General features: G+C 70.0%; 19 protein-coding genes and 1 tRNA gene. 8 read left to right on the plus strand and 12 right to left on the minus strand.

Annotated elements, in window-relative coordinates; all coding sequences use genetic code 11:
* Positions 1-61: 61 nt before the first annotated feature.
* From ACGFIO_RS30795 to ACGFIO_RS30820, 6 genes are all read right to left on the minus strand, one after another.
* On the minus strand, positions 62-715 hold the full coding sequence (locus tag ACGFIO_RS30795; protein ID WP_392831286.1) for a GIY-YIG nuclease family protein: 654 nt from the start codon (positions 713-715) through the stop codon (positions 62-64).
* Positions 716-725: 10 nt separating this feature from the next.
* Positions 726-1,847: a hypothetical protein gene (locus tag ACGFIO_RS30800; RefSeq protein ID WP_392831288.1), complete on the minus strand. Its 1,122-nt coding sequence runs from the start codon at positions 1,845-1,847 to the stop codon at positions 726-728.
* 380 nt (positions 1,848-2,227) lie between these two features.
* Positions 2,228-2,299, minus strand: a tRNA-Val gene (locus ACGFIO_RS30805).
* 69 nt (positions 2,300-2,368) lie between these two features.
* The gene (locus tag ACGFIO_RS30810; RefSeq protein ID WP_392831290.1) at positions 2,369-2,827 is read right to left on the minus strand and encodes a peroxiredoxin; all 459 of its coding nucleotides are present in this window, start codon (positions 2,825-2,827) and stop codon (positions 2,369-2,371) included.
* The gene (locus ACGFIO_RS30815; RefSeq protein ID WP_392831293.1) at positions 2,828-3,259 is read right to left on the minus strand and encodes a DUF3052 domain-containing protein; all 432 of its coding nucleotides are present in this window, start codon (positions 3,257-3,259) and stop codon (positions 2,828-2,830) included.
* 94 nt (positions 3,260-3,353) lie between these two features.
* Positions 3,354-5,606: a thiamine pyrophosphate-dependent enzyme gene (locus ACGFIO_RS30820; RefSeq protein ID WP_392831294.1), complete on the minus strand. Its 2,253-nt coding sequence runs from the start codon at positions 5,604-5,606 to the stop codon at positions 3,354-3,356.
* A gap of 121 nt (positions 5,607-5,727) precedes the next feature.
* On the opposite strand from ACGFIO_RS30820, the gene ACGFIO_RS30825 reads away from it, so the two are divergent.
* From ACGFIO_RS30825 to aceE, 5 genes are all read left to right on the plus strand, one after another.
* The gene (locus ACGFIO_RS30825) at positions 5,728-6,180 is read left to right on the plus strand and encodes a GbsR/MarR family transcriptional regulator (protein WP_392831559.1); all 453 of its coding nucleotides are present in this window, start codon (positions 5,728-5,730) and stop codon (positions 6,178-6,180) included.
* Positions 6,177-7,076 carry an ABC transporter ATP-binding protein gene (locus tag ACGFIO_RS30830; protein ID WP_392831297.1) on the plus strand — a complete coding sequence of 300 codons (900 nt, stop codon included), beginning with the start codon at positions 6,177-6,179 and terminating at the stop codon, positions 7,074-7,076. The genes ACGFIO_RS30825 and ACGFIO_RS30830 overlap by 4 nt, the downstream gene beginning before the upstream one ends.
* The gene (locus tag ACGFIO_RS30835; RefSeq protein WP_392831299.1) at positions 7,063-7,848 is read left to right on the plus strand and encodes an ABC transporter permease subunit; all 786 of its coding nucleotides are present in this window, start codon (positions 7,063-7,065) and stop codon (positions 7,846-7,848) included. Before ACGFIO_RS30830 ends, ACGFIO_RS30835 begins: the two co-directional genes overlap by 14 nt.
* Positions 7,849-7,985: 137 nt before the next feature.
* Positions 7,986-8,390 carry a YjbQ family protein gene (locus ACGFIO_RS30840; RefSeq protein ID WP_392831302.1) on the plus strand — a complete coding sequence of 135 codons (405 nt, stop codon included), beginning with the start codon at positions 7,986-7,988 and terminating at the stop codon, positions 8,388-8,390.
* Positions 8,391-8,508: 118 nt separating this feature from the next.
* Positions 8,509-11,247 carry a pyruvate dehydrogenase (acetyl-transferring), homodimeric type gene (gene aceE, locus ACGFIO_RS30845; protein WP_392831304.1) on the plus strand — a complete coding sequence of 913 codons (2,739 nt, stop codon included), beginning with the start codon at positions 8,509-8,511 and terminating at the stop codon, positions 11,245-11,247.
* 42 nt (positions 11,248-11,289) lie between these two features.
* On the opposite strand, the gene ACGFIO_RS30850 is transcribed toward aceE, so the two are convergent.
* Both ACGFIO_RS30850 and ACGFIO_RS30855 read right to left on the minus strand, forming a co-directional pair.
* Positions 11,290-11,619: an ArsR/SmtB family transcription factor gene (locus ACGFIO_RS30850; RefSeq protein WP_392831307.1), complete on the minus strand. Its 330-nt coding sequence runs from the start codon at positions 11,617-11,619 to the stop codon at positions 11,290-11,292.
* A 10-nt stretch (positions 11,620-11,629) separates the two neighbouring features.
* Entirely contained in the window at positions 11,630-12,163 is a 534-nt protein-coding gene (locus ACGFIO_RS30855; protein WP_392831310.1) for a dihydrofolate reductase family protein, read from the minus strand.
* 140 nt (positions 12,164-12,303) lie between these two features.
* Here ACGFIO_RS30855 and ACGFIO_RS30860 point away from each other — a divergent pair, with 140 nt between their 5' ends.
* A complete protein-coding gene (locus tag ACGFIO_RS30860; protein WP_392831313.1) occupies positions 12,304-13,533 on the plus strand; it encodes an MFS transporter in 1,230 nt (409 codons plus the stop codon).
* A gap of 6 nt (positions 13,534-13,539) precedes the next feature.
* Here the strand turns inward: ACGFIO_RS30860 and ACGFIO_RS30865 are convergent, their stop codons facing one another.
* Positions 13,540-14,904 (minus strand): glycosyl hydrolase family 18 protein, encoded by a 1,365-nt coding sequence (locus ACGFIO_RS30865; RefSeq protein ID WP_392831315.1) that lies wholly within the window; start codon positions 14,902-14,904, stop codon positions 13,540-13,542.
* A 130-nt stretch (positions 14,905-15,034) separates the two neighbouring features.
* On the opposite strand from ACGFIO_RS30865, the gene gltX reads away from it, so the two are divergent.
* Together gltX and ACGFIO_RS30875 are read left to right on the plus strand one after the other, a co-directional pair.
* On the plus strand, positions 15,035-16,441 hold the full coding sequence (gltX, locus tag ACGFIO_RS30870) for a glutamate--tRNA ligase (protein ID WP_392831318.1): 1,407 nt from the start codon (positions 15,035-15,037) through the stop codon (positions 16,439-16,441).
* A 265-nt stretch (positions 16,442-16,706) separates the two neighbouring features.
* Positions 16,707-17,351 carry a hypothetical protein gene (locus ACGFIO_RS30875; protein ID WP_392831321.1) on the plus strand — a complete coding sequence of 215 codons (645 nt, stop codon included), beginning with the start codon at positions 16,707-16,709 and terminating at the stop codon, positions 17,349-17,351.
* Between the two features lie 34 nt (positions 17,352-17,385).
* Here ACGFIO_RS30875 and ACGFIO_RS30880 read toward each other — a convergent pair whose 3' ends face one another.
* From ACGFIO_RS30880 to ACGFIO_RS30890, 3 genes are all read right to left on the minus strand, one after another.
* Positions 17,386-19,635, minus strand: a complete 2,250-nt coding sequence (locus ACGFIO_RS30880) for a hypothetical protein (protein ID WP_392831323.1) — start codon at positions 19,633-19,635, stop codon at positions 17,386-17,388.
* The gene (locus tag ACGFIO_RS30885) at positions 19,632-20,117 is read right to left on the minus strand and encodes an RNA polymerase sigma factor (protein ID WP_392831326.1); all 486 of its coding nucleotides are present in this window, start codon (positions 20,115-20,117) and stop codon (positions 19,632-19,634) included. Before ACGFIO_RS30885 ends, ACGFIO_RS30880 begins: the two co-directional genes overlap by 4 nt.
* A gap of 303 nt (positions 20,118-20,420) precedes the next feature.
* Positions 20,421-20,978 carry a TetR/AcrR family transcriptional regulator gene (locus ACGFIO_RS30890; protein WP_392831329.1) on the minus strand — a complete coding sequence of 186 codons (558 nt, stop codon included), beginning with the start codon at positions 20,976-20,978 and terminating at the stop codon, positions 20,421-20,423.
* Between the last annotated feature and the right edge of the window lie 334 nt (positions 20,979-21,312).

Genomic DNA, 21,312 nt, shown 5'->3' on the forward strand with positions numbered 1-21,312 from the left:
GCGCCTTCCCGCTCCCGCGCCGCAGCCAGCCGTCGTCTGCCTGGTCATGCCCACCCCCGTCTCAGCCGGTATCACCAACCCGGATGCCCGCCGCCGTGCCGGTGCCGCGTGGCTTCTCTCGATGTGATTCGTCCCCCGAAGGCCAACGTTCCGGGTGGGCGGAAGCGTTGTACCTGTCTTTGGCGGCCACCACGGCCGCCTGGACGTGTTCGGGGCCGACGCCGTGCACGTTGAGCGGCGGGCGCAGGCGTCGGACCAGTTCGGCCTCGATGGTGGCCGGCTCCGCGTCCTCGGCCCAGGTCAGGCGCAGATGCTCGTGCATCCACGCGGTCAGCCGGGCCTCGTCCTCGGGAACCAGAACAACTCGGTCGGTCCAGGTCGTCCGATAGCCGTCGGCCATGAGGAGCCCCGCCAGTGTGCGGCGCAGTGTGGAACTGCCCGAGCGCCTCAGATGATTGCGCAGGATCCGCCCCCGCAGGCTGGTGGCCCGGCCGAGATACAGCAGCCGTAGCGACGGGGTGGTCCCGTTGGGCGGGCCGGGCAGATCGGGAAGAACTGAAGGAGCAGCCCACCAGGCGTAGACGCCGCTGCCACGGCTGAGTCTCTTGCCCGCGACATCGAGTGCCAGCGGCATGTCGGACAACAGCCGCAGGGCTTGTTCCGTCCCGGAATGATCTCTCGGGGTGGTGTCGGGTCGCGTTCCGGAAGTCGTCATCAAGACGATGCTAGGCGCCCTGATCCGGTGGCCGGGCCGGCCCGGCGCGTAGCTGGGGAAACTTCTGACGCAGATCAGAAATGAAGTCGCTGTAGAGGTCGCCGCCGAGGGAGGTGGCGGCGACATCGATGGCCGCTAGGGCGGCGGTCAGCGAGTCGGCTTCGGCGGTGGCCACGACGGCGGCGATCGCATTCCACTGCCGCTTGGGGAGGGACTCACCGGGCTCCCGTTCCCGGCCGGGCAGCGCCGGGACCTGCTCGGCTGAGATCGGCGTCCGCAGCGCTCGATACCAGCTGAGGTCGTCGGCGAACGGGGCGACGGCCGGCTCACCGCGGCGCAGGGCGACGATCGAAGGACCCAGCTCGGGCACATGGATCAGCTGGGCGACCTCGAGCGCGCGCAGAGCGGCCCAGGCGGCGACCCGGCGGTGGGTGTCATCGTCGGCCTGCGCGAGCGCGAACGTCAGGTCAAGATCCAGATCGGCCAGGAACGCGTGCTCGGCGGCAGCACGCAGCCTGGCGTTGGGTGACCGCCCGCCGAACCTGCGCAGCAGCCAGGCCTCGTGTCCGGGATCTTCCTCAACCACGTCACTCCCGGTCTGGCCCGCAGGTCTTGAGGTCGCTCGCGCCCGCTGATGCCAGTACGCGGCGTGCGCACTGCCCTGCCGCACGATCGCATCCTCCGCGGTCGGCGAAGGCCACAGTTCCAGCAGGTACCGGTCGATCACCGGTTCACCCTGACCGCGGTGCGCATCGCTCGCCGCGTCCATACCAGTGGCGCAATACCGCGCTCGCAGGTCCGCGACGGCCGGCAGACGCAGCTCGTGATGATCCTCGAACGCCGCCAGCACCAGATCCTCGGCCGTCGGACGGAAGGACACCTCGACGACGTCCTCCCATCGCGCGTCCAGCCCCGGCTCGGTCTCGTGCCACCGCACGACCACCGGGACGTCTCCGGTGTGCAGTCCCGTGATGAGCGAAAGCATTCCCGGCACGGCGGCGCCGCATAAACCATTCTGTTGACCCGCACGCATCTCCGTCAGCCCCGGCGGATCGTCGGCGTCGTCATGGTCCGAGGACAAAGACATGAAACCGTAGTGCACCGAAACCTCGCCCGCGAACAACTCGATCACCTGATCATCGTCGCGTCGCGCTCGGCCGCCGACGGCCAGATCACGAAACCAGCACCGAACAACGGGCCGAACCTGCCACGTGGAAACGGGTGCGACAGCCCCGCCGGGATGCCGAATCGGCCACCGGCGCGCACCGCGGCTGCTGACGGCGGTAAGCCCGTCGACGTGGCTGTTCCCTCAGGTTCGCCACTGCGATGTCGATACAAGCACCCCACAACGCCGACAACCACCCGACACAGCAGGCCCCTGAGCCAGCCCAGCCCCCCACGGTGCCGACACCGACGAACATCGTGGGGCCTCCGGGGGCTCGGCCCCCGGAGCGGAATACGACAAAGGCCCCCGGCCCGCGCTTTCCGCGGGCAGGGAACCCCGCCGACTCGTGGGCGCGGTAGGTTTCGAACCTACGACCCCTCGCTTGTAAGGCGAGTGCTCTCCCACTGAGCTACGCGCCCGGCCCGGCCCGCCGCGAACGAGCGGCGCGCCTCCGGAAGTGGACATCTTATCGGAGCTGGGGGCGGCGCCTACAGCGCCGCCAGGGTTGATCGCCATGTGGCCTGGTCGCGGCGGGTGCCGGGGGGTAGTTCCTCGGCGAAGACGATGGTGCCGCCGCGGTCGATGATGAAGGTTCCGCGGTTGGCGAAGCCGCCGGCGGTGTGGAAGACCTCGTACGCCTGGGCGACGCCCCCGTGCGGCCAGTAGTCGGCCAGGATCGGGAAGTCGAAGCCTTTCTCCGTGGCCCACACCTTGTGCGCGTAGGTGGAGTCGACGCTGATCGCCAGAACCTGGACGTGGTCGTTCTGGTATTCGTCCAGGTGTTCGACCACCTCGGTCAGCTCACCCTGGCAGGTGCCGGTGAACGTGAACGGGTAGAAGACCAGCAGTACAGCTTTGCGGCCGGCGAAGTCGGCCAGGCTGATCTCCTGGTTGTTCTGGTCCTTGAGGGTGAAGTCCGGCGCCCGGGCGCCCACCGCCAGCGGCATCTATTTCTTCTTCGCTGCCCGCGGTGCGACCAACCGGGCCCCGGTCCAGTCCTTGCCGGCGTTCAGCGTGGATGTCTGCTGCAACCCGGCGGCAGGTGCGGACTCGGTCACCTCGCTCGGCTCCACGTGTCCGTCCCGGCCCGCCTTCGGGGTCAGGAGCCAGACCACTCCGCCGTCGGAGAGGGGGCTCAGGGCGTCGGTGAGTAGTTCGAAAAGGTCACCGTCACCGTCGCGGTACCACAACAGCACCGCGTCGACGACCTCGTCGGTGTCCTCGTCGACCAAATCGCCAACGCGTTCGGTCAGGGCGTCACGGAGGTCCTCGTCGACATCGTCGTCGTATCCCATTTCCATGACCACCATGTCCGGCTCGAGGCCGAACCGGTCCGCCAGGCTGCGTACGCCGTCGGCCTGACCAGCGGTCGCGCTCACAGTCGAATTCCTCCTATACGATTTCTATTGACCTGGGGGTCAGTCCACACACTTGCAGGCGTGCGCGCAAGTGGCGCACCGAGTGTGTGGCAATTTACCGTGCCAGCAGGGCGCGGGCACCCTGTGTGATGGCATCTTCCCCGACCAGGACGTACGACGCTGCCGGACCGAGCGGGATCAGGGAATCGGCCGAAGCGATGAGCCGGGCCGATCCGACGAATCCGCCGTCGACGAGGGCGGCGAGTACGCCTTCGCCGACGCCGCCGGTGCGCCTGGTCTCGTCGACGATCAGCACCCGGCCGGTGGCGGCGGCCTCGCGGCGCAGGTCGGCGACGGGCAGCGGGCTGAGCCAGCGCAGGTCGACGACCCGGGAGCCGTAGCCCTGCTCGGCCAGTTTGGCCGCGACACGCAGCGACATCCGCAGGCCGTTGCCGTAGGTGACGATGGTCAGGGCGTCGGCGGCGCCGATGGGGTAGGTGCGGGCGCGGCCGACGGGTATGTGGTCGTCGCCCCAGCGCGTGGGCGCCGGGTATTCTGCCAGCCACTCGTTGTCGCCGGGTTCGTACAGGTCACGGGTGTGGTAGAGGGCGATCGGCTCGAGGAAGACGCACACGCTGCCGTCGACCGCGGCCGAGGCGACGCAGGAGCGCAGCATGGCCGCCGCGTCGCCGGGCCGGGAGGGCACGGCCAGCACCAGGCCGGGCACGTCGCGGAGCACGCCGACGGCGTTGTCGTTGTGGAAGTGGCCGCCGAAGCCGGGCTGGTAGGCGAGCCCGGCCACCCGGACGACCATGGGGTTGCGGTAGGCGCCCTGGGAGAAGAACGACAGCGTGGCCGCCTCGCCGCGCAGCTGGTCCTCGGCGTTGTGCAGGTAGGCCAGGTATTGGATCTCGGGGATGGGCAGCCGCTCGGCCAGGCCGGGCCCGCGCAGACCGCCGCCGAGGGCGAGGCCGAGGATGCTGGTCTCGTCGAGCAGCGTGTCGAAGACCCGGTCGGAGCCGAACCGGTCGCGCAGGTTTTTGGTGACCCCGTAGACACCACCCTTGCGGGCGACGTCCTCGCCGAAGATCTCGGCGCCGGGCTCGGCCAGCATGGTGTCGGTGAGCGCGGCGTTGAGGGTCTGCGCGAGGGTGAGCGGGCCGGCCTGTTCGGGCGGTTTGCCGCCGAAGACGCGGGCACGTTCCTTGGCGCCGATCCCGTTGGCCCGGTCGGCGGCGTCAGCGATGTGCCGGGCGGCGCGCAGTGGCCGGCGTGGGGCCAGCGGGGCGACCACGTCGGCCGCGCCGGCCAGTTTGGGTTCGCCGATGACGTCCTCGGCGACCTTGCGGACCTGCCAGCCGATCTCGTCGTACCGGGCGATCAGGTCGTCGGGTTTGCCCTGCCCGGACTCGACGAGCAGCCGGGCCGTCCGGACCAGGGGGTCGCGGGCCAGGTCGGCGGCGATGTCGTCGGCCGACCGGTAGGCCACCTCGGCGTCCGCCCCGGCGTGACCCATCAGCCGCACCATGGAGAGATGCAGGATCGCGGGGGTACGGGTGGACCGCACGAACTCCGAGGCTTCGGCAGTCGTGTCGTACACGGCGGCCAGGTCGCACCCGTCGGCGGAGAAGTAGCGGATCCCGGGCCGGCTGGACAGCATCGACCGCACCCAGCCGGAGGGTGATGGGACGCTGATGCCCCAGCCGTTGTCCTCGCAGACCAGCAGCAGTGGCAGCTCCTGCGACACGTGTCCGAGATATCCGGCGGTGTTGAGGGCCGCGGTCGCGGCGGCGTGGTTGACCGAGGCGTCGCCGAAGGAGGCCACCACGATGGAGTCCGGAGCGGTGACCCGGGCCAGGCCGACCGCCCGGGGCAGGTGTGAGGCGATCGTCGAGGTGGTCGGGATGATGTTCAGGTCGGCCCGCCCGAACACCTTGTGGCGGCCGCCGGCGATGGGTTCGAGGGACGAGGCGACGACGCCGCGGAGCACGTCGCGGGCAGCGTCGTTCAGCCCGCTCTCGGTCTGGGTCGAGAAAAGAGCCCGGGCCAGGAAGAACCCGGCCGAGCGGTAGTGCAGCAGGGCCGGGTCGCCGGGGCGCAGCGCCGCCGCCACGGCCGCGTTCCCCTCGTGGCCGGCTGATCCGATGGTGTAGAAGCCCTCGTTGAAGCTGCGCAGCCAGCGGGCCGCGAGGTCGAGGTGGCGGCTGGTGAGCTGGACGTCGAAGAGCTGCTGGGTCTGGGCTCCGGTGAGCGCGGAGCCGTCCCGGACGGGGTCGTCGGGTGAGCGTCGCTCGGCGGGCGATTCCAACGCGGACACCGCGTCACGGAAGCGCTCGTCGAGGTTCTGCGGGGTGGTCACGCCACCCATGTTTCCCGACCCGGGCGAGCCTCGCCAACGGTGTGGACAGTCACCGACACCGGGAGTAGCCTCAAGGTTCAGAACGTTCTGAACCTTCAGGGACACAAAAGTGAACGAAACCCGAATCGAATTGTCACCGGAACGCCGCTACGCCGAGCAGGCCGGGCTGGTGCTGACCAGCATGGGCATGCCGGCGGCGTACGGGAAACTCATGGGCTGGCTCTTGATCTGCGATCCGCCGGCGCAGAGCGGTGCCGAGATTTCGGCCGCGCTCGGCCTGTCCAAGGGTTCGGTGAGCGGGGGCCTGCGGATGCTCGAGACGGCCGGGCTGATCCATCGGGTGGCGATGCCGGGACGCCGCGGCATCTTCTTCCGGATGGCGCCGGACGCCTTGATGAAAGCCACCGGTTCGGAAAAGTTCACTCAGTTCCGGGAGTTGATGGACCACGGGCTCGAGGTGATCGGCGGCCGCGACGCACCGGGGGCGGAACGGCTGCGCGAGACGCGTGACTTCTACGCGTACATCGAGGTCGAACTGCCCAAACTGATCGAGCGCTACCACCGGGAACGGGGAGGAAGATGAGCGCCATCGTGACGCGCGGCCTGGTGAAGACCTATGGCCGTGGCAGCCGCGGCCTCGCGGGTCTTGATCTGGAGGTCAACCGCGGTGAGGTGTACGGGTACCTGGGTCCCAACGGGGCCGGCAAGTCGACCACGATCCGGATCCTGCTCGACCTGATCCGCCCCACCGACGGCGAGGTGGCCGTGCTCGGCCTGGATCCGCGGCGCGACGGCGTCGAGCTGCGCCGCCGGGTCGGATACCTGGCCGGTGACTTCGTCGTGGACGGACGGCAGACGTCGCGCCGGCTTCTCGCGTACCTGATGGATCTGCGCGGCCGCACCGACCGCGGTGGAATCACCGCGCTGGCCGACCGGCTCGATCTCGATCTGGAGAAACCGATCCGCGGCCTGTCCAAGGGCAACCGGCAGAAGGTCGGTCTGGTCCAGGCCTTCATGCACGAGCCCGAGCTGCTGGTGCTGGACGAGCCGACCAGCGGCCTCGACCCGTTCCTGCAGCAGGAGTTCGTGCACCTGGTCCGCGAGGCGAAGGAGCGCGGCGCCACCGTCTTCATGTCGTCGCACGTGATGAGCGAGGTGCAGCAGACCGCCGACCGGGTCGGCATCATCCGCGACGGCCGGCTGGTCACCGTGGAGAGTGTCCACTCGCTGCGGGAACGGGCGGTCCGCAGCGTCACGCTGACGCTGGCCGATCCGGTCGGTCCGGACGAGTTCCGCGCCCTGCCCGGCTTCACCGACGTGACGGTGACCGGCGCGACCGTCCGCGGGCGGCTCGCCGGGCACACCGACGAGTTGGTCAAGGCGGCGGCCCGGCACCGGGTGATCGATCTGCTGTGCGAGGAACCCGATCTGGACGAGATCTTCTTCCACTACTACGGAGGCGACCGTGTTGCTGCGTAGAGCGCTCTGGGAGGCCCGGCGGACGCTGCCGGGCTGGGCGGTGGCCATCGTCGGGATAGGCCTGATGTACGCCGCCTTCTGGCCGTCCATGCGTACGCCGGCGATGTCGGCCGCCCTGGCCGCGTACCCACAGGACGTGCTGGCCGCGTTCAACATGAGCGACCTGACGTCGGCGGCGGGCTACCTCGGCAGCACGGTCTACGGGCTGATGGCGCCGTTGCTGGTGGCGGTGTTCGCGATCACCTGGGGTGCGCGGACGGTGGCCGGTGACGAGGACGCCGGCACGCTCGACCTGATCCTGGCCCATCCGGTGAGCCGCCTCCGGCTGGCCCTGCAACGCTTCGCCGCCCTGGTGGCCGGGCTGGTCGCCGTGGGTGCGGTGCTGCTCGCGGCCATGCTGGCCGTGCGCGGCCCGGTCGAGCTGGCCGAGGTGCCGGTGGCCGGGCTGGTCGCGATCAACCTGCAGCTGGTGCTGCTCGGCGTGTGCCTGGGCGCGGTGGCGTTCGCGGCCGGCGCGGCGACCGGCAGCCGGGCCGTCGCCGTGGGCACCGGTTCGGTCGTCGCCGTGCTGGCCTACCTGGCCAACAGCGTGCTGCCGATGGTGGACGGGCTGGCCTGGACCCGGAACGCGTCGGTCTTCCACTGGTACCTGGGCGGTTCGCCGCTGCTCACCGGCGTGCGCTGGGGCGGCGTGGCGGCGCTGGTGGTGACCACGCTGGTGCTGGTGACCGCCGGGACGGTCGTGTTCACGCGGCGTGACCTCAAAGCCTGAACGTCAGGCGTTCGCCCGCGCGGCCCGCGATGTGATGCTGCACTCGTGCTGTGATCCTGCGAACGTTCTCGCTGGGTGTGCTCTGCCTCTCGCTGTCCGGAGTGGCCTTCCTGGTGATCGACCTGTACTTCTAGGTGATGCGCTCCGAGCTGATCACCGTCCGGACCGGCGACCAGCCCGTCGTCCGGGACATCACGCGTGAGGCGGCCGACTTCGTCCGGGATTCCGGCGACGGGCTGCTGCACGTGTTCGTGCCGCACGCGACCGCCGGTCTCGCGATCATCGAGACCGGCGCCGGGTCGGACGACGACCTGCTCACGGCCATCGGCGAGCTGCTGCCGGCCGACGACCGGTGGCGGCACCGGCACGGCTCGCGCGGGCACGGCCGCGACCATGTGCTGCCGGCCTGGATCGCACCGTACGCGACACTGCCGGTCCTCGGCGGCCAGATCGCGTTCGGCACGTGGCAGTCCCTGTGCCTGGTCGACCCGAACGGGGACAATCAGACCCGCCAGGTACGTTTCAGTTTCCTGAACGGTTAGTTACCCGCCGGTACGGCGGTCGGCGTGACGATGGTGACCGCCAGGGGGCAGGATGGAGACAACACCGCGTGGCGCACACAATGCGGCGCGCGGCCGACACACGACAAGAGGACTGCCTGTGGCTACGGAGCGCAAGCGCCCGGTGATCAGCGACGGCCTGCCGAGCCAGCTTCCGGACATCGACCCCGAGGAAACGAACGAGTGGGTCGAGTCGCTGGACGGGGTCATCGACGAACGCGGCGCCAAACGAGCCCGTTACGTGATGCTGCGCCTGCTCGAGCGGGCGCGGGAGCGGCAGGTCGGCGTGCCGCCGCTGACCTCCACCGACTACATCAACACGATCCCGCCCGAGCAGGAACCCTGGTTCCCGGGTGACGAGTTCGTCGAGCGGCGCATCCGGGCGTTCATCCGCTGGAACGCGGCCATGCTGGTGCACCGCGCGCAGCGTCCCGAGATCGGTGTCGGCGGTCACATCTCGACGTACGCCTCCTCCGCCTCGCTCTACGAGGTGGGCATGAACCACTTCTTCCGGGGCAAGGACCACCCGGGCGGCGGCGACCACATCTACTTCCAGGGCCACGCCTCTCCCGGCATGTACGCCCGGGCGTTCCTCGAGGGCCGGCTCAGCGAGCACCAGCTCGACGGGTTCCGCCAGGAGCTGTCGCACTCCGGCGGTGGCCTCCCGTCGTACCCGCACCCGCGCCTGATGCCCAACTTCTGGGAGTTCCCGACGGTCAGCATGGGCCTCGGCCCGCTGAACGCGATCTACCAGGCCCGGTTCAACCGCTACCTGCACAACCGCGGCATCAAGGACACCAGCCAGCAGCACGTCTGGGCGTTCCTCGGCGACGGCGAGATGGACGAGGTCGAGTCGCTCGGCGCGATCGGCCTGGCCGCCCGCGAGGAGCTCGACAACCTGACCTTCGTCATCAACTGCAACCTGCAGCGGCTCGACGGCCCGGTCCGTGGCAACGGCAAGGTGATCCAGGAGCTGGAGTCGTTCTTCCGCGGCGCCGGCTGGAACGTGATCAAGGTCGTCTGGGGCCGCGAGTGGGACCCGCTGCTGGCCGCCGACACCGACGGCGCGCTGGTCAACCTGATGAACGTGACGCCCGACGGCGACTACCAGACCTACAAGGGCGAGTCCGGCGGGTACGTACGGGACAACTTCTTCGGCCGCGACCCGCGCACGTTGAAGCTGGTCGAGGGCATGAACGACGACCAGATCTGGCAGCTCAAGCGGGGCGGTCACGACTACCGGAAGCTGTACGCGGCCTACAAGGCGGCCACCGAGCACACCGGCCAGCCGACCGTGATCCTGGCCAAGACGATCAAGGGCTGGACGCTGGGCTCGCACTTCGAGGCGCGTAACGCCACGCACCAGATGAAGAAGCTGACCCTGGACGACCTCAAGCAGTTCCGGGACCGGCTCTACCTCGACATCCCGGACAAGCAGCTGGAGGAGAACCCGTACCTCCCACCGTACTTCCACCCGGGCGAGAACTCCGACGAGATCCAATACCTGCAGCAGCGCCGCAAGGAGCTGGGCGGTTACCTGCCGTCGCGTCGCACCACGACGATCCCGCTGAACATTCCGCCGACCGAGCGTTTCGGCGACGTCAAGCGGGGCTCGGGCAAGCAGAAGGTCGCCACCACGATGGCCTTCGTCCGCCTGCTCAAGGACATCATGAAGGACAAGGAGTTCGGCGCGCGCTGGGTGCCGATCATCCCGGACGAGGCGCGTACGTTCGGCATGGACTCGTTGTTCCCCACCCGCAAGATCTACTCGCCGCACGGCCAGACCTACACCTCGGTGGACCGGGAGCTGTTCCTGTCCTACAAGGAGGCCACCAACGGCCAGATCCTGCACGAGGGCATCAACGAGGCCGGTTCCACGGCCAGCTTCATCGCCGCCGGCACGTCGTACGCGACGCACGGCGAGCCGATGATCCCGCTGTACATCTTCTACTCGATGTTCGGCTTCCAGCGCACCGCGGACGAGCTGTGGGCGGCGGCCGACCAGATGACCCGCGGCTTCCTGCTCGGCGCGACCGCCGGACGGACCACGCTCAACGGTGAGGGTCTGCAGCACGAGGACGGGCACTCGCTGCTGATCGCGGCGACCAACCCGGCCGTGGTGGCCTACGACCCGGCGTACGCGTTCGAGATCGCGCACATCGTGGAGAACGGCCTGCACCGGATGTACGGGGAGAAGCAGGAGAACGTCTTCTACTACCTGACCATCTACAACGAGCCGATCCTGCAGCCGGCCGAACCCGCCGATGTGGACGCGGACGGCATCCTCCGGGGCATCTACAAATACTCCCCCGCGGCGGACGCGACCGGTACCCGGGCCAACATCCTGGCCTCCGGCAGCAGCATGGGCTGGGCCCTCAAGGCGCAGCAGCTGCTCGCCCAGGATTGGGGCGTGGCCGCCGATGTGTGGTCGGTGACCTCCTGGACCGAGCTGCGGCGTGACGCCATCGAGGTCGAGGAACACAACCTGATGCACCCGGGCGACCAGCCGCGGAAGCCCTACATCCAGCAGAAGCTGGAGGGTTCCGACGGCCCGGTGGTGGCGGTCAGCGACTTCATGCGGGCGGTGCCCGACCTGATCAGCCGCTGGGTGCCGGGCGACTACACCTCGCTGGGTACCGACGGCTTCGGCATGAGTGACACCCGGCACGCGCTGCGCCGGCACTTCCACGTCGACGCCGAGTCGGTCGCCGTGGCCACGCTGCGCCAGCTCGCGCTGCGCGGCAAGGTTCCGTCGCACGTGCCGGCCGAGGCGGCCAAGAAGTACGCGATCGACGACGTCAACGCGGCCCCGGTCGGCGAGACCGGCGGCGACAGCTAGGTCTGTTCGTTCTGAGCGCGGGCCCCGGACGGGGGTCCGCGCTCAGTCGTTTCCGGTCGCGGTTTCCGCGCCGGCCGGCGCCACCGGCGTCTGTCCGGCCCAGAGGTGGCGGTAGTGCTCGACCCAGTCGGCGGCCGGGCGTAGCGAGGCCGCCTCCAGCCGGCAGGGCCGCCACTGTGCTTCGCGCCCGCGGGTGATCAGGCCGGCCCGCTCCAGCACCTTGAGGTGCTTGGAGATGGCCGGCAGTGACAGGTCGAACGGCTCGGCCAGCTGGTTGACGGTTGCCTCACCCTCGGCCAGGCGGGCCAGCATCGCGCGGCGGGTCGGGTCGGCGAGCGCGGCGAAGACCACGCTCAGGGGATCCGTGGCCACGCTCGCGGTGTCAGGCCGGGACGTAGGTCAGGACGGCCACGCCGGTCTTGGTCGTCCAGGAGTGCGCCAGCGACAGCGCGACCTTCGTACCCTCGTCCCACAGCTTGCGGCCGGCGCCGACCACCACCGGGTAGACCATGATGCGGTACTCGTCGACCAGGTTGTGCTTGGTCAGGTAGTTGAGCAGGGCGCCGCTGCCGTTGATCACGATGTTGTCGTGCTGCTCCTTGAGCCCGCGGACCGCCTCGGCCACGTCGCCCTGGATGAACGACGCCTGCCACTCGGGCTCGGTCAGCGTGGTCGTGGCGACCTGCTTGGGCATGGCGTTGAACTTGCGGCCGAACTCGCCGGTCGCCTCCTCCATGGCCGGCCAGGCCTCTTTGAAGCCCTCGTAGGTCACTCGGCCGAGCAGCTGGATGTCGGCCGCCATGGTGTTCTGGAACTGCCAGTCCTGCAGCTCGTCGTTGAAGTAGGGCCCGCTCCAGGACGGCTCCTCGAAGACGCCGTCGAGAGTCACGTACTCCACCGCGAAGATCTTGCCCATGGTGTTTTACCCTTCGGTTAATTAGCCGATGAGTAAATTAACCAGCCGGGACACCAGTAGTCAAGCGACACTGGACGACGCGGAGCCGGACGTTTAAGGTCCGAGAAACTTTCAGCTTTTCGAGGAACGCGGGGGGCCCGATGGCGGTCGCGGCGCTCGCCGAGCCGGTCGTACCGGTCCGGCGTACCTGGATCGCGCTCCTCTTCGCCTCGAACCTGGGCCTGTTCACGGCCAGCTTCACCCCGGTGCAGATCCTGCTCCCGCTGCAGATCGCCGAGCTCGGCGTCACCGGCAAGGAGACCGCGCTCGGGTGGGTGACCGGGCTGGCCGCGGTGTGCAGCATCATCGCCGCGCCACTGGCCGGGACGCTGTCCGACCGTACCCATCCGAGGTTGTTCGGCCGGACCTTCGGGCGGCGGCACGTGTGGACGTTCGGCGGCTGCCTCACCGCGGCGGTGGCGCTGGCCTGGCTGGGGCAGGCGCCCGGCCTGACCACGGTCGCGGTCGCCTGGTGCGTGGCGCAGGTCGGGCTGAACGCGATGCAGGCGTCGCTGAGCGCGGCCGTGCCCGACCGGGTGCCGGTGCCGCAGCGCGGTTTCGTCTCCGGCTGGATCGGCATGCCGCAGGCCATGGGGCTGGTCGTGGGGGCCGTACTCGTCACCGCGGTCTTCTCCGGTGTCGCCACCGGCTATGTCGTCCTGGCGGTCACCCTGATCCTGCTCGGCCTGCCGTTCGCGCTGATCACGAGGGACGACCCGATCGACCGTACGCAGATCGCCCGGGCCACCTGGAAGATCGACCTCCGGCAGCACCCGGATTTCGCCTGGGCCTGGGGCACCCGGTTCCTGGTCCTGCTCGGCAACGCGCTGGGCACGCTCTACCTGCTGTACTTCCTGACCGACCGGGTCCGCCTGGCCGACCCGGAGACCGGGCTGCTGATCCTGATCGTGCTCTACACGCTGGGCATGGTCGCCACCGCGGTGATCTTCGGCCGGCTGTCCGACCGCTCCGGCCGGCGCAAGGTCTTCGTGATCTGGGGCGGCTCGGTGATGGCGGTGGCCGCGCTGATCCTGGCCGTGGCACCGACCTGGCCCGCCGCGATCGTGGCGGCGCTGGTGCTCGGCCTGGGCTTCGGCATCTACCTGGCGGTCGACACCGCCCTGATCACCCAGGTCCTCCCCGCGGCCACCGACCGCGCGAAGGACCTGGGCGTCATCAACATCGCGTCGTCCGCCCCGCAGGTGCTGGGCCCGGCGATCGCCGCTCCCCTGGTCACCCATCTGGGCGGCTATCCGACGCTGTTCGGGGTCACCGCGGCCGTGATGCTGCTCGGCAGCGTCCTGGTCACCCGGATCCGGTCAGTTCCCTGAGCCGGCTCAGGCCGGCAGGGTCCAGCGCTGGTTGGCCCCGGCGAAGCAGTCCCAGATCTGCAGCCGGGTGCCGTTGGCCGAGGAGTTGCCCGAGGCGTCCAGGCACTTGCCGCTGCCGGCGTTGACCAGCGTCCCGTTCGACTGCGCGGTCCAGGACTGCGCGCCCGTCCCGTTGCAGTCGTAGATCTGGACCAGGCTGCCGTTGGCCGTGCCGGCGGCGTTCACGTCGAGACACTTGCCCAGGCCGCGGATGGTGCCGTCGGTGCCGACGGTCCACGTCTGGGCGTTCGAGCCGTTGCAGTCGTAGAGCTGGACCGCGGTGCCGTTGGCGCTGTTGGCGGCCGCGATGTCCACGCACTTGCCGGCGATGCCGGTGATCGCCCCGGTGCGCCCGCCCGACGGTGGCGGCGTCGTGCCACCGCCCGAGGCGACCTCGTAGATGGCGCTGACCAGCGAGTTGGCGCCGGTGGCGTCCTGCGACAGCTCCCAGTTCATGATGCCGCCGGCGTTGGCCACGGCCCACTGGGTCTTGCGGCGGATCGTCGGCAGGCCGTTGTAGCACTCACCGGCGGGCGTGCAGTCGCGGTTGGCGTTGGCCGGGTCCTGGGCGACCAGCTGCGCGTAGGTGAGGTAGCCGGGGCGGCTGTAGAACGGCACGCCGAGCACGGTCTTGGCCTTGGGCAGGCCGCGACCCTTCCAGAAGTTGGCCGAGGCGATCGACCAGTCGTAGTTGGCGTGTGGGCTGCCGCCGTCGTAGGCCATGATGTTGAGCCAGTCGACAATGCCGAAGACCGAGGTGGGTACGCCGTTGGCGGTGCCCCCCTCGCTCACGACGGCCGAGGTCAGCAGCTTGCCCTCGTTGTGCAGGGCGGTGCCGAGCTGCTGCATCAGGGCGGCGTAGTTGTTGGCCGAGGTGCCCGGGTCGGGGTATTCCCAGTCGATGTCGACGCCGTCCAGCCCGTACTGCCGGACGGTGTTCATGACGGTGTTGACGAACGTGGTCCGGGCCCCCGAGTTGCCGGCCAGCGACTCGAACGCGGAGTCGTTGCCGTCGTTCCAGCCGCCGATGGCCAGCGAGACCTTGACGTTGTTCTGGTGGCCGAGGCTGACCAGCTGGGACAGCTTGCTCGTGTTGTCGATCGGCTGCAGGGTGCCGTTGCTGTTGGGCAGCGCGAAGGCGTAGTTGATGTGGGTCAGCTTGGTGTACTGGATCGCCGTGACGCTGCCGGCCCAGGACGGCATGTAGCCGACGCTCTTGAAGCCGTTGGGGAGGACGGCGGCCTGGGACGGGCTCTGGAGGCTGAAGGCTGCGGCGGTTCCGGCGACGAGCACCGCGGCCGTGGCGGCAAGGGCTCGAAGACTGCGCTTCATGGGGATGAGGCCCTTCGATACGGGGATGGTCGAGGGCCTGAATGTTAAGTTGGTTTACTAATGTTCGTCAATACATGACGTGATAGAAGCCCGGTGACAAAGTGGTCGACGAGCGCCGTAGGCTGGTCGGGTGACTGTGCGCGTACGCTTCGCCCCTTCTCCGACCGGAATGTTCCACGTCGGCGGCGCCCGCTCGGCGCTGCAGAACTGGATCTTCGCCAAGCAGCACAACGGCGTGTTCGTGCTGCGTGTCGAGGACACCGACGCCAGCCGCAACCGTCCGGAATGGACCGAGGGCATCCTCGCGGCGATGGACTGGATCGGCATCGAGCGCGGCACGTACGAGGGCCCGTATTACCAGTCGTCATACGCCGCCGAGCACACCGCCGCGGCCACCCGGCTCTACGGCGAGGGCCGGGCGTACTACTGCGACTGCACCCGTGAGGACGTCGCCCTGCGCGCCACCGGCAAGACGCCCGGCTATGACGGCTTCTGCCGCGACCGCGGGCTCGCGCCGGGTGAAAAGACCGCACTTCGCTTCCGTACGCCCGACGAGGGCGAGACCATCGTCAACGACTTGGTCCGGGGCGAGCCGACGTTCAAGAACGAGCTGCTCGAGGACTTCGTCATCGCCCGCAGCGACGGCAGCGCGGTGTTCCTGCTGGCCAACGTCGTCGACGACATCAGCATGGGCATCACCCACGTCATCCGCGGCGAGGAGCACTTGCCCAACACCCCCAAGCAGCAGCTGCTCTGGGACGCGCTGGGCGTCAAGCCGCCGGTCTGGGGCCACGTGCCGGTCATCGTCAACGAGAAGCGGCAAAAGCTCTCCAAGCGGCGCGACAAGGTGGCACTGGAGGCGTACCGGGACGAGGGCTACCTGGCCGCGACCATGCGCAACTACCTGATGCTGCTCGGCTGGGCGCCGTCCGGCGACCGCGAGATCGTGCCGTGGTCCGAGATCGAGGCCGAGTACCGCATCGACGAGGTCAGCCACGCCCCGGCGTTCTTCGACGTCAAGAAGCTGCGGGCGTTCAACGGCGACTACATCCGGGCGCTGTCCCCTTCGGAGTTCGCCTCGGTCTGCGCGCCCTGGCTGACCGGCACCGACACCATCGCCGCGCCGCCGTGGGACCCGTCAGCATTCTCCACCGACGTGTTCATGGCCGTCGCCCCCCTGGCACAGACCCGCATCGCCGTTTTGTCGGAAATCGTTGATTATGTGGACTTCTTCTTCCTGGACGAGCCGGCGATCGACGAGACGTCCTGGAACAAGGCCATGAAAGACGGCGCGGCCGACATTCTGGACGCCGCCACGGCCGCCTTCTCGGCGCTCGAATCCTGGACGGCCGAGCCGCTCAAGGAGGCGCTCGAGGCGGTCGGGGCCGAGCGCGGGCTGAAGCTCGGCAAGACCCAGGCGCCGGTCCGCGTGGCCGTCACCGGACGCTCCGTGGGACTGCCCCTTTTCGAGTCACTCGAGGTGCTCGGGCGTGACCGTACGGTGGCCCGAATCGCCGCCGCGCGCAACCGTATCTGAACCGTTATCCAAGCTCAGGCAACATCTGGCCGGCGGCCGACGTCATGCAGATATGACCGTCCGCCGGCCGGGTGACCGGGTCCCCATCGGGTTACCGGTAACGTATACGATTCGCCTGCCGATCATCGGCGGCGATCAGCCGGTCGGCGGATCCCAGATAGCTCCAAATCGTCCTTTCGTGAGATGCGGCGAGCCGAGTTTCCGGGAAGTCTGTCTACGACGGGGCACATCACGGGGCAACGGGGAGGCCGGGATGGTTCGAGGGGTGATCACCCGATTCGTGTCGGCGGCCGTTGCGCTCGCCGCCGCGTTCGCCATGATCATCGGGTTGGCACCGGGCACCGCGCAGGCGGGACCCAAAGCACCCAAACCCAACACGGTCACCATCACCGGTCCCAAGATCGACAAGATCACGGTGACCAACTCTAAGCAGGACCAGCTCTTCCAGCTCCTGCTCAGCGAGGTCAGCTGGATGGCCACGGCGACACCACAGACCAGCGCGCCCAAGGCCAAGAACCTCGGCGTCAAGTACGTCATGGCCGTGCAGGCCAACGGCAAGGTCCAGCAGACCTACGACCTGTACCCGCAGGCGGTCGGCGGCCCACGGGCCCACCGGGGCGCCAAGCAGCCCAGTGGCAAGACCACCGACGGCTGGTTCTACGGCCGGCTGACCATGTCCGAGTCACTGCGCTACGCCGGGGTCCCGCTGGAAAAGCGCGCCGATGTGATGAACGGCGGCATCGGCGCCGGGTACCCCGAGCGGTCCGCGGCCGACGACGTCGACCCGGTCGACACCGTCAACGACGCGTTCGCCCAGCTGCGCCAGCTGTTCCTCCTCAACGGCGCGATCCTGGTCGTGATCCTCTTCGGTCTGGCCGGCATCGCGTTCCTCATTCGCCGCAAGGTCTAGACCAGCGTTTCGCAGCCCAGCCCGGGCTGCGGCGCTAGCGGCTTCTCGCGACGGGCACCTTGAGCACGGGACAGGCGGCGTCCGGTCCCGTGCAGTCCTCGTCCGGGGCAAAGGCCGACATCACGCGTACGTCCACCGCGACGCTCGCGACCTGCGCGGCGGCGAGCGGGGGACGCCCGTCGGCCCGTTTGCCCGTCCCGCGTTCCCCGGTGGCCATCACCGCGACAACCCGCCCGTCCGACAGCCGCCGGGCGATCGCCTCCTGCACCTGCCAGTCCACGTCCCCGACGTCGGTGTAGCGGGCGTACTCCATGTCCCCGCCATCCGACATCGGGCGGGCACAGGCCTCGCGATCGCTCAACAGCGGAAAACAAAGACCGTCCGGCGCCGCGTAGACCGCCACCTCGATCAGCCCCGCGGGCCGGCCCGACTTGGCGTTGACCACGGCGTACTGCCGCCAGCCGGCCCCCGACGCCGGCTCCCGCGTCACCGCACGGAGCCCGTTGTCACGCAGCACCGGCCCGAGCGCCACCTTCACCGCGTCCACCATCGGCGCCGGCCCCGCAGCCGGCGCGGCGGCCTCCTTCCGCAGATGCAGCGGCGCCGGGATAGCCGCCGTGGCTAACGCATACCCGAAGCCGGCCACGACCACAGCCGACACCAGCCCCGCCACGACCACTTTCCGGACCCGGCGGCGGCGCAGCTTCTCGGCCCGGCGGTAGACGGCCGCGACCCCGTCACCGACCGGGGGCTCGCCGACCAGCACACCGGCCAGCAGGCCGTTTCGCCCCGGGCCGCCGGCCTCCCGCAGCCCCGGGCCCTCCTCGCCGCTCGCGGTCTCGGTGGCCGTCGCGGCTTCCGTCGCTGCCGGTGCCTGGTCCAGTTCGGGGGTTTCCGTTGCCTGATCTGCACCCTTTGCCGGAGCTGCCGCCTTTCGCTGGGCTGCCCCCTCTTGCTGGGCTGCCCCCTCTTGCTGGTCGGCACCTTCTTGCTGGGCTGTTCCCTCTTGCTGGGCTGTTCCCTCTTGCTGGGCTGCACCCTCTCGCTGAGCCGCACCCTCTCGCTGAGCCGAACCCTCTCGCTGAGCCGAACCCTCTCGCTGAGCCGAACCCTCTCGCTGAGCTGGCCCCTTTCGCTGTGCGGCTCCGGCGAGTTGGACTGCAGCCATGGCCTCGGCCGCCTTGCGGGTCAGATCATCGGTCGTCCGGTCGGCGATGGCCTCCGCACCTTCGCTGTGCACCAGCTCGTCGAAGCTCACCCCGATCTGCGCGGGAGTGGCCACTTTCGGACGACGCCGGTTCGTACCGGAGTCCCCTCGCCGCCGCCCGCTTCCCTCCGTCTTTCCCGCCGCGGCCGTCGGCGCACCGCCCGGCCCCTCCGTCACCTCGCCGCCCGGCCCCGCCGCCGCACCACCCAGTTCTGCCGCCGCGCCATTCAGTTCTGCCGCCGCCGCACCGGCCGGCCCGGCCTCGGCTACCTTGTCCGGCTTACGCACCGCCGCCCTCTTCCGGGGTGCCCGCTTCGAAACCGGCAACGTCTCCGCGACCGGTTCGGCTTGCGCTCCGACGGGCTCTGCCTCTCCCGGCGCCGCCTTCGCCCGCGGCCGCTCTCCCGCCGACTTCCCTTCCGCCGGTTGAGCTCCCGACTTCCGTTCCACCGCCGACTTCCCTTCCGCCGGCTGGGCTCCCGACTTCCGTTCCACCGCCGGCGGGGCTCCCGTCGGTTCCGTCCCCGTCGACCGGGCTCCCGCCCGCCGCTCCACCGCCGGCGCTTTCCCCGTCGGCCGCGCTTGCGCCCGCCGCTCCACCGCCGGCGCTCTTCCCGCCGGCCGCGCCTGCGCCTGCCGCTCCCTCGCCGGCTGGGGCTTCGCCGGCTGGGGTTCCACCGGCTGGGGTTCCACCGGCTGGGGTTCCACCGGCTGGGGTTCCACCGGCTGGGCTTTCGCCGGCTGGGCTTTCGCCGGCTGGAGTTCTGCCGGCTTGGCCGCTGCGGGCTGCTTCTTGGTCGGCTTGCGGCGGGGCGGCTTTTCGGCGGGGGCGCTTTCGGCCGCGGCTGGTGGCTGTACGGCGGGGACGGTCTCGGCCGCGGGCGGTGGCTGTGCGTCGGGGGAACGCTTGGTGGTCCGCTTGGCCACCGGACGTTTCGCCGGCTTGGCCGGGGGCGGGCCGGTGGCGGTCAGGGCGGCTTCCACGTCACGGGCGGCGGCCGACTTCGCGCGGTCGGCTTCGGCCGCGGCGCTCTCGACCTCGGTGGTGGTGGCGCGGTCGTCGCTGGGCGTGGTCATGCGGAGACCGCCTCGGGTTCGGTGAGCAGATCCTGCAGGGCGGCCAGGCCCGCGGCCTCGTAGGCTTCGACCCGCTCGTCGGTCAGGTCGAGGATGTCGGCGGTCTCGTCAATGGCGAAGCCGTCCCATTGGCGGAGCACGATCACCGCCCGGCAGCGCGGCGACAGTTTGTGCAGGGCGTCGTGCACGAGGATGGCCCGGGTCGGGTCGGCCTCACCGGTCGCGGCGTCCGGGTTGGCCACGAAGACGTGCTCGCGGCGCGGTGACTTCCGCTGGAACGCGGACATCACGTCGGCGTACACGTAAGCGTCCGGGTCCTCCACCGCGCTCCGCGCACTCTCGCCCACAAACCTGGCCAGCGCCGCCTGCGTGACCTCCTCGGCCAGATCCCAGTCGCCGCACATCAAAAACGCCGACCGGCGCAGTTCCTGATACCGACCGGCCACGAAGTCGTGCAGCCCCTCGTCGTCGTTGCCAGCCATCTACCGCCCCCGCGTCGCGCACCTTTTGCCCCCATTTATAGGCCGCCGTACGCAAGATCGACGCAGAACCGCACTCACCGCCCCCGAACGGCGACCTCCACCAGGTCAGCGTCGTACTCCCCCGCACCGCCTCGTAACCGCAACCTCGCCTCACCGCCCCCACCGCGGCCGACCCTCGCCATCCCCCACCGCGGCCCACCCTCGCCATCCCAACCGCGACCACCCTCACCGTCCCCAACCGCGACCCCACCCTCACCGTCCCAACCGCGACCCCACCCTCACCTTCCCCAACCGCGACCACCCTCACCGTCCCCGAACGGCGACCTCCACCAGCCGCACCAGGTCGGCCAGGTCGGCGTCGTACTCCCCCTCGCCGTCCGCGCCGGCCGACCGCGGGCCCGGCAGCCCGCCGGTGACCTCGCCTGTCGCATAGCCGAGCAGGAACGCGCAGATCATCCGGGCGAGGCGGGGTTCGTCGGAGGCCGTGGCCCCGGCGTCGTGCAGCACTCCGCGCAGGGCGGCGGTCAGCCAGGAGGCCGATGCGCCGGCCGATGCGCGGTTCAGCAGCAGCGGGAACGCGCCCGGATGGGCATGGGCGAGGGCCCGGACCGCCCTTCCGAGGGCGAGCAGCCGGCGGCGCCAGTCGGCATCCCCCGGATCGGCGCAGGTCGCCCCCAACTCGAGGTGTAGAAGATCGACCAGGCCGTCAAGCAGGGCGTCCTTTCCCCCCACGTACGGGTAAAGGGCCATCGACGTCAAACCGACCCGCCGCGCGACCGCCCGCATCGACATGGCACCCAGCCCGCGCTCGTCGACGAGCGCCAGCGCCTGGTCAAGAATCAGCCGCCGTTTGTCGTCCACCCCATTACGGTTGTCGTCCGGCTCTCACGGACATACAGGACGCGCCGGACGGCCACCCGACCGAGCGACGCCGCGCGATGCCCGCCGGGTTCACAACGCCGAGCCGATCGCGGGCTCCACGACGCCGAACCGATCACCACGCCGAGGCGAGCCGCAGCCTTCGCACCGGCGCGCCTGCCGCGGCCGGGCGCCCAGAATCAGCGGCCGGGCGGCGGAGTCAGCGGCCCGGCGTCAGCACCAGCGGCCCGGCGTCAGCACCAGCGGCCCGGCGTCAGCACCAGCGGCCCGGCGTCAGCACCAGCGGCCCGGCGTCAGCACCAGCGGCCCGGCGTCA

Origin of the sequence: Actinoplanes sp. NPDC049265, from assembly GCF_043197135.1 — a bacterium.
Taxonomy (GTDB): Bacteria; Actinomycetota; Actinomycetes; order Mycobacteriales; family Micromonosporaceae; genus Actinoplanes.

Bases quoted from the DNA above. Each gene is read 5' to 3' on its own strand.
- ACGFIO_RS30830 (WP_392831297.1), top strand. From the start codon at position 6,177: ATGAGCGCCATCGTGACGCGCGGCCTGGTGAAGACCTATGGCCGTGGC.
- ACGFIO_RS30880 (WP_392831323.1), bottom strand. From the start codon at position 19,635: ATGACCACGCCCAGCGACGACCGCGCCACCACCACCGAGGTCGAGAGC.
- ACGFIO_RS30885 (WP_392831326.1), bottom strand. From the start codon at position 20,117: ATGGCTGGCAACGACGACGAGGGGCTGCACGACTTCGTGGCCGGTCGG.
- ACGFIO_RS30840 (WP_392831302.1), top strand. From the start codon at position 7,986: ATGCGCTCCGAGCTGATCACCGTCCGGACCGGCGACCAGCCCGTCGTC.
- ACGFIO_RS30865 (WP_392831315.1), bottom strand. From the start codon at position 14,904: ATGAAGCGCAGTCTTCGAGCCCTTGCCGCCACGGCCGCGGTGCTCGTC.
- ACGFIO_RS30820 (WP_392831294.1), bottom strand. From the start codon at position 5,606: ATGGGTGGCGTGACCACCCCGCAGAACCTCGACGAGCGCTTCCGTGAC.
- ACGFIO_RS30795 (WP_392831286.1), bottom strand. From the start codon at position 715: ATGACGACTTCCGGAACGCGACCCGACACCACCCCGAGAGATCATTCC.
- ACGFIO_RS30855 (WP_392831310.1), bottom strand. From the start codon at position 12,163: ATGGGCAAGATCTTCGCGGTGGAGTACGTGACTCTCGACGGCGTCTTC.
- ACGFIO_RS30810 (WP_392831290.1), bottom strand. From the start codon at position 2,827: ATGCCGCTGGCGGTGGGCGCCCGGGCGCCGGACTTCACCCTCAAGGAC.
- ACGFIO_RS30860 (WP_392831313.1), top strand. From the start codon at position 12,304: ATGGCGGTCGCGGCGCTCGCCGAGCCGGTCGTACCGGTCCGGCGTACC.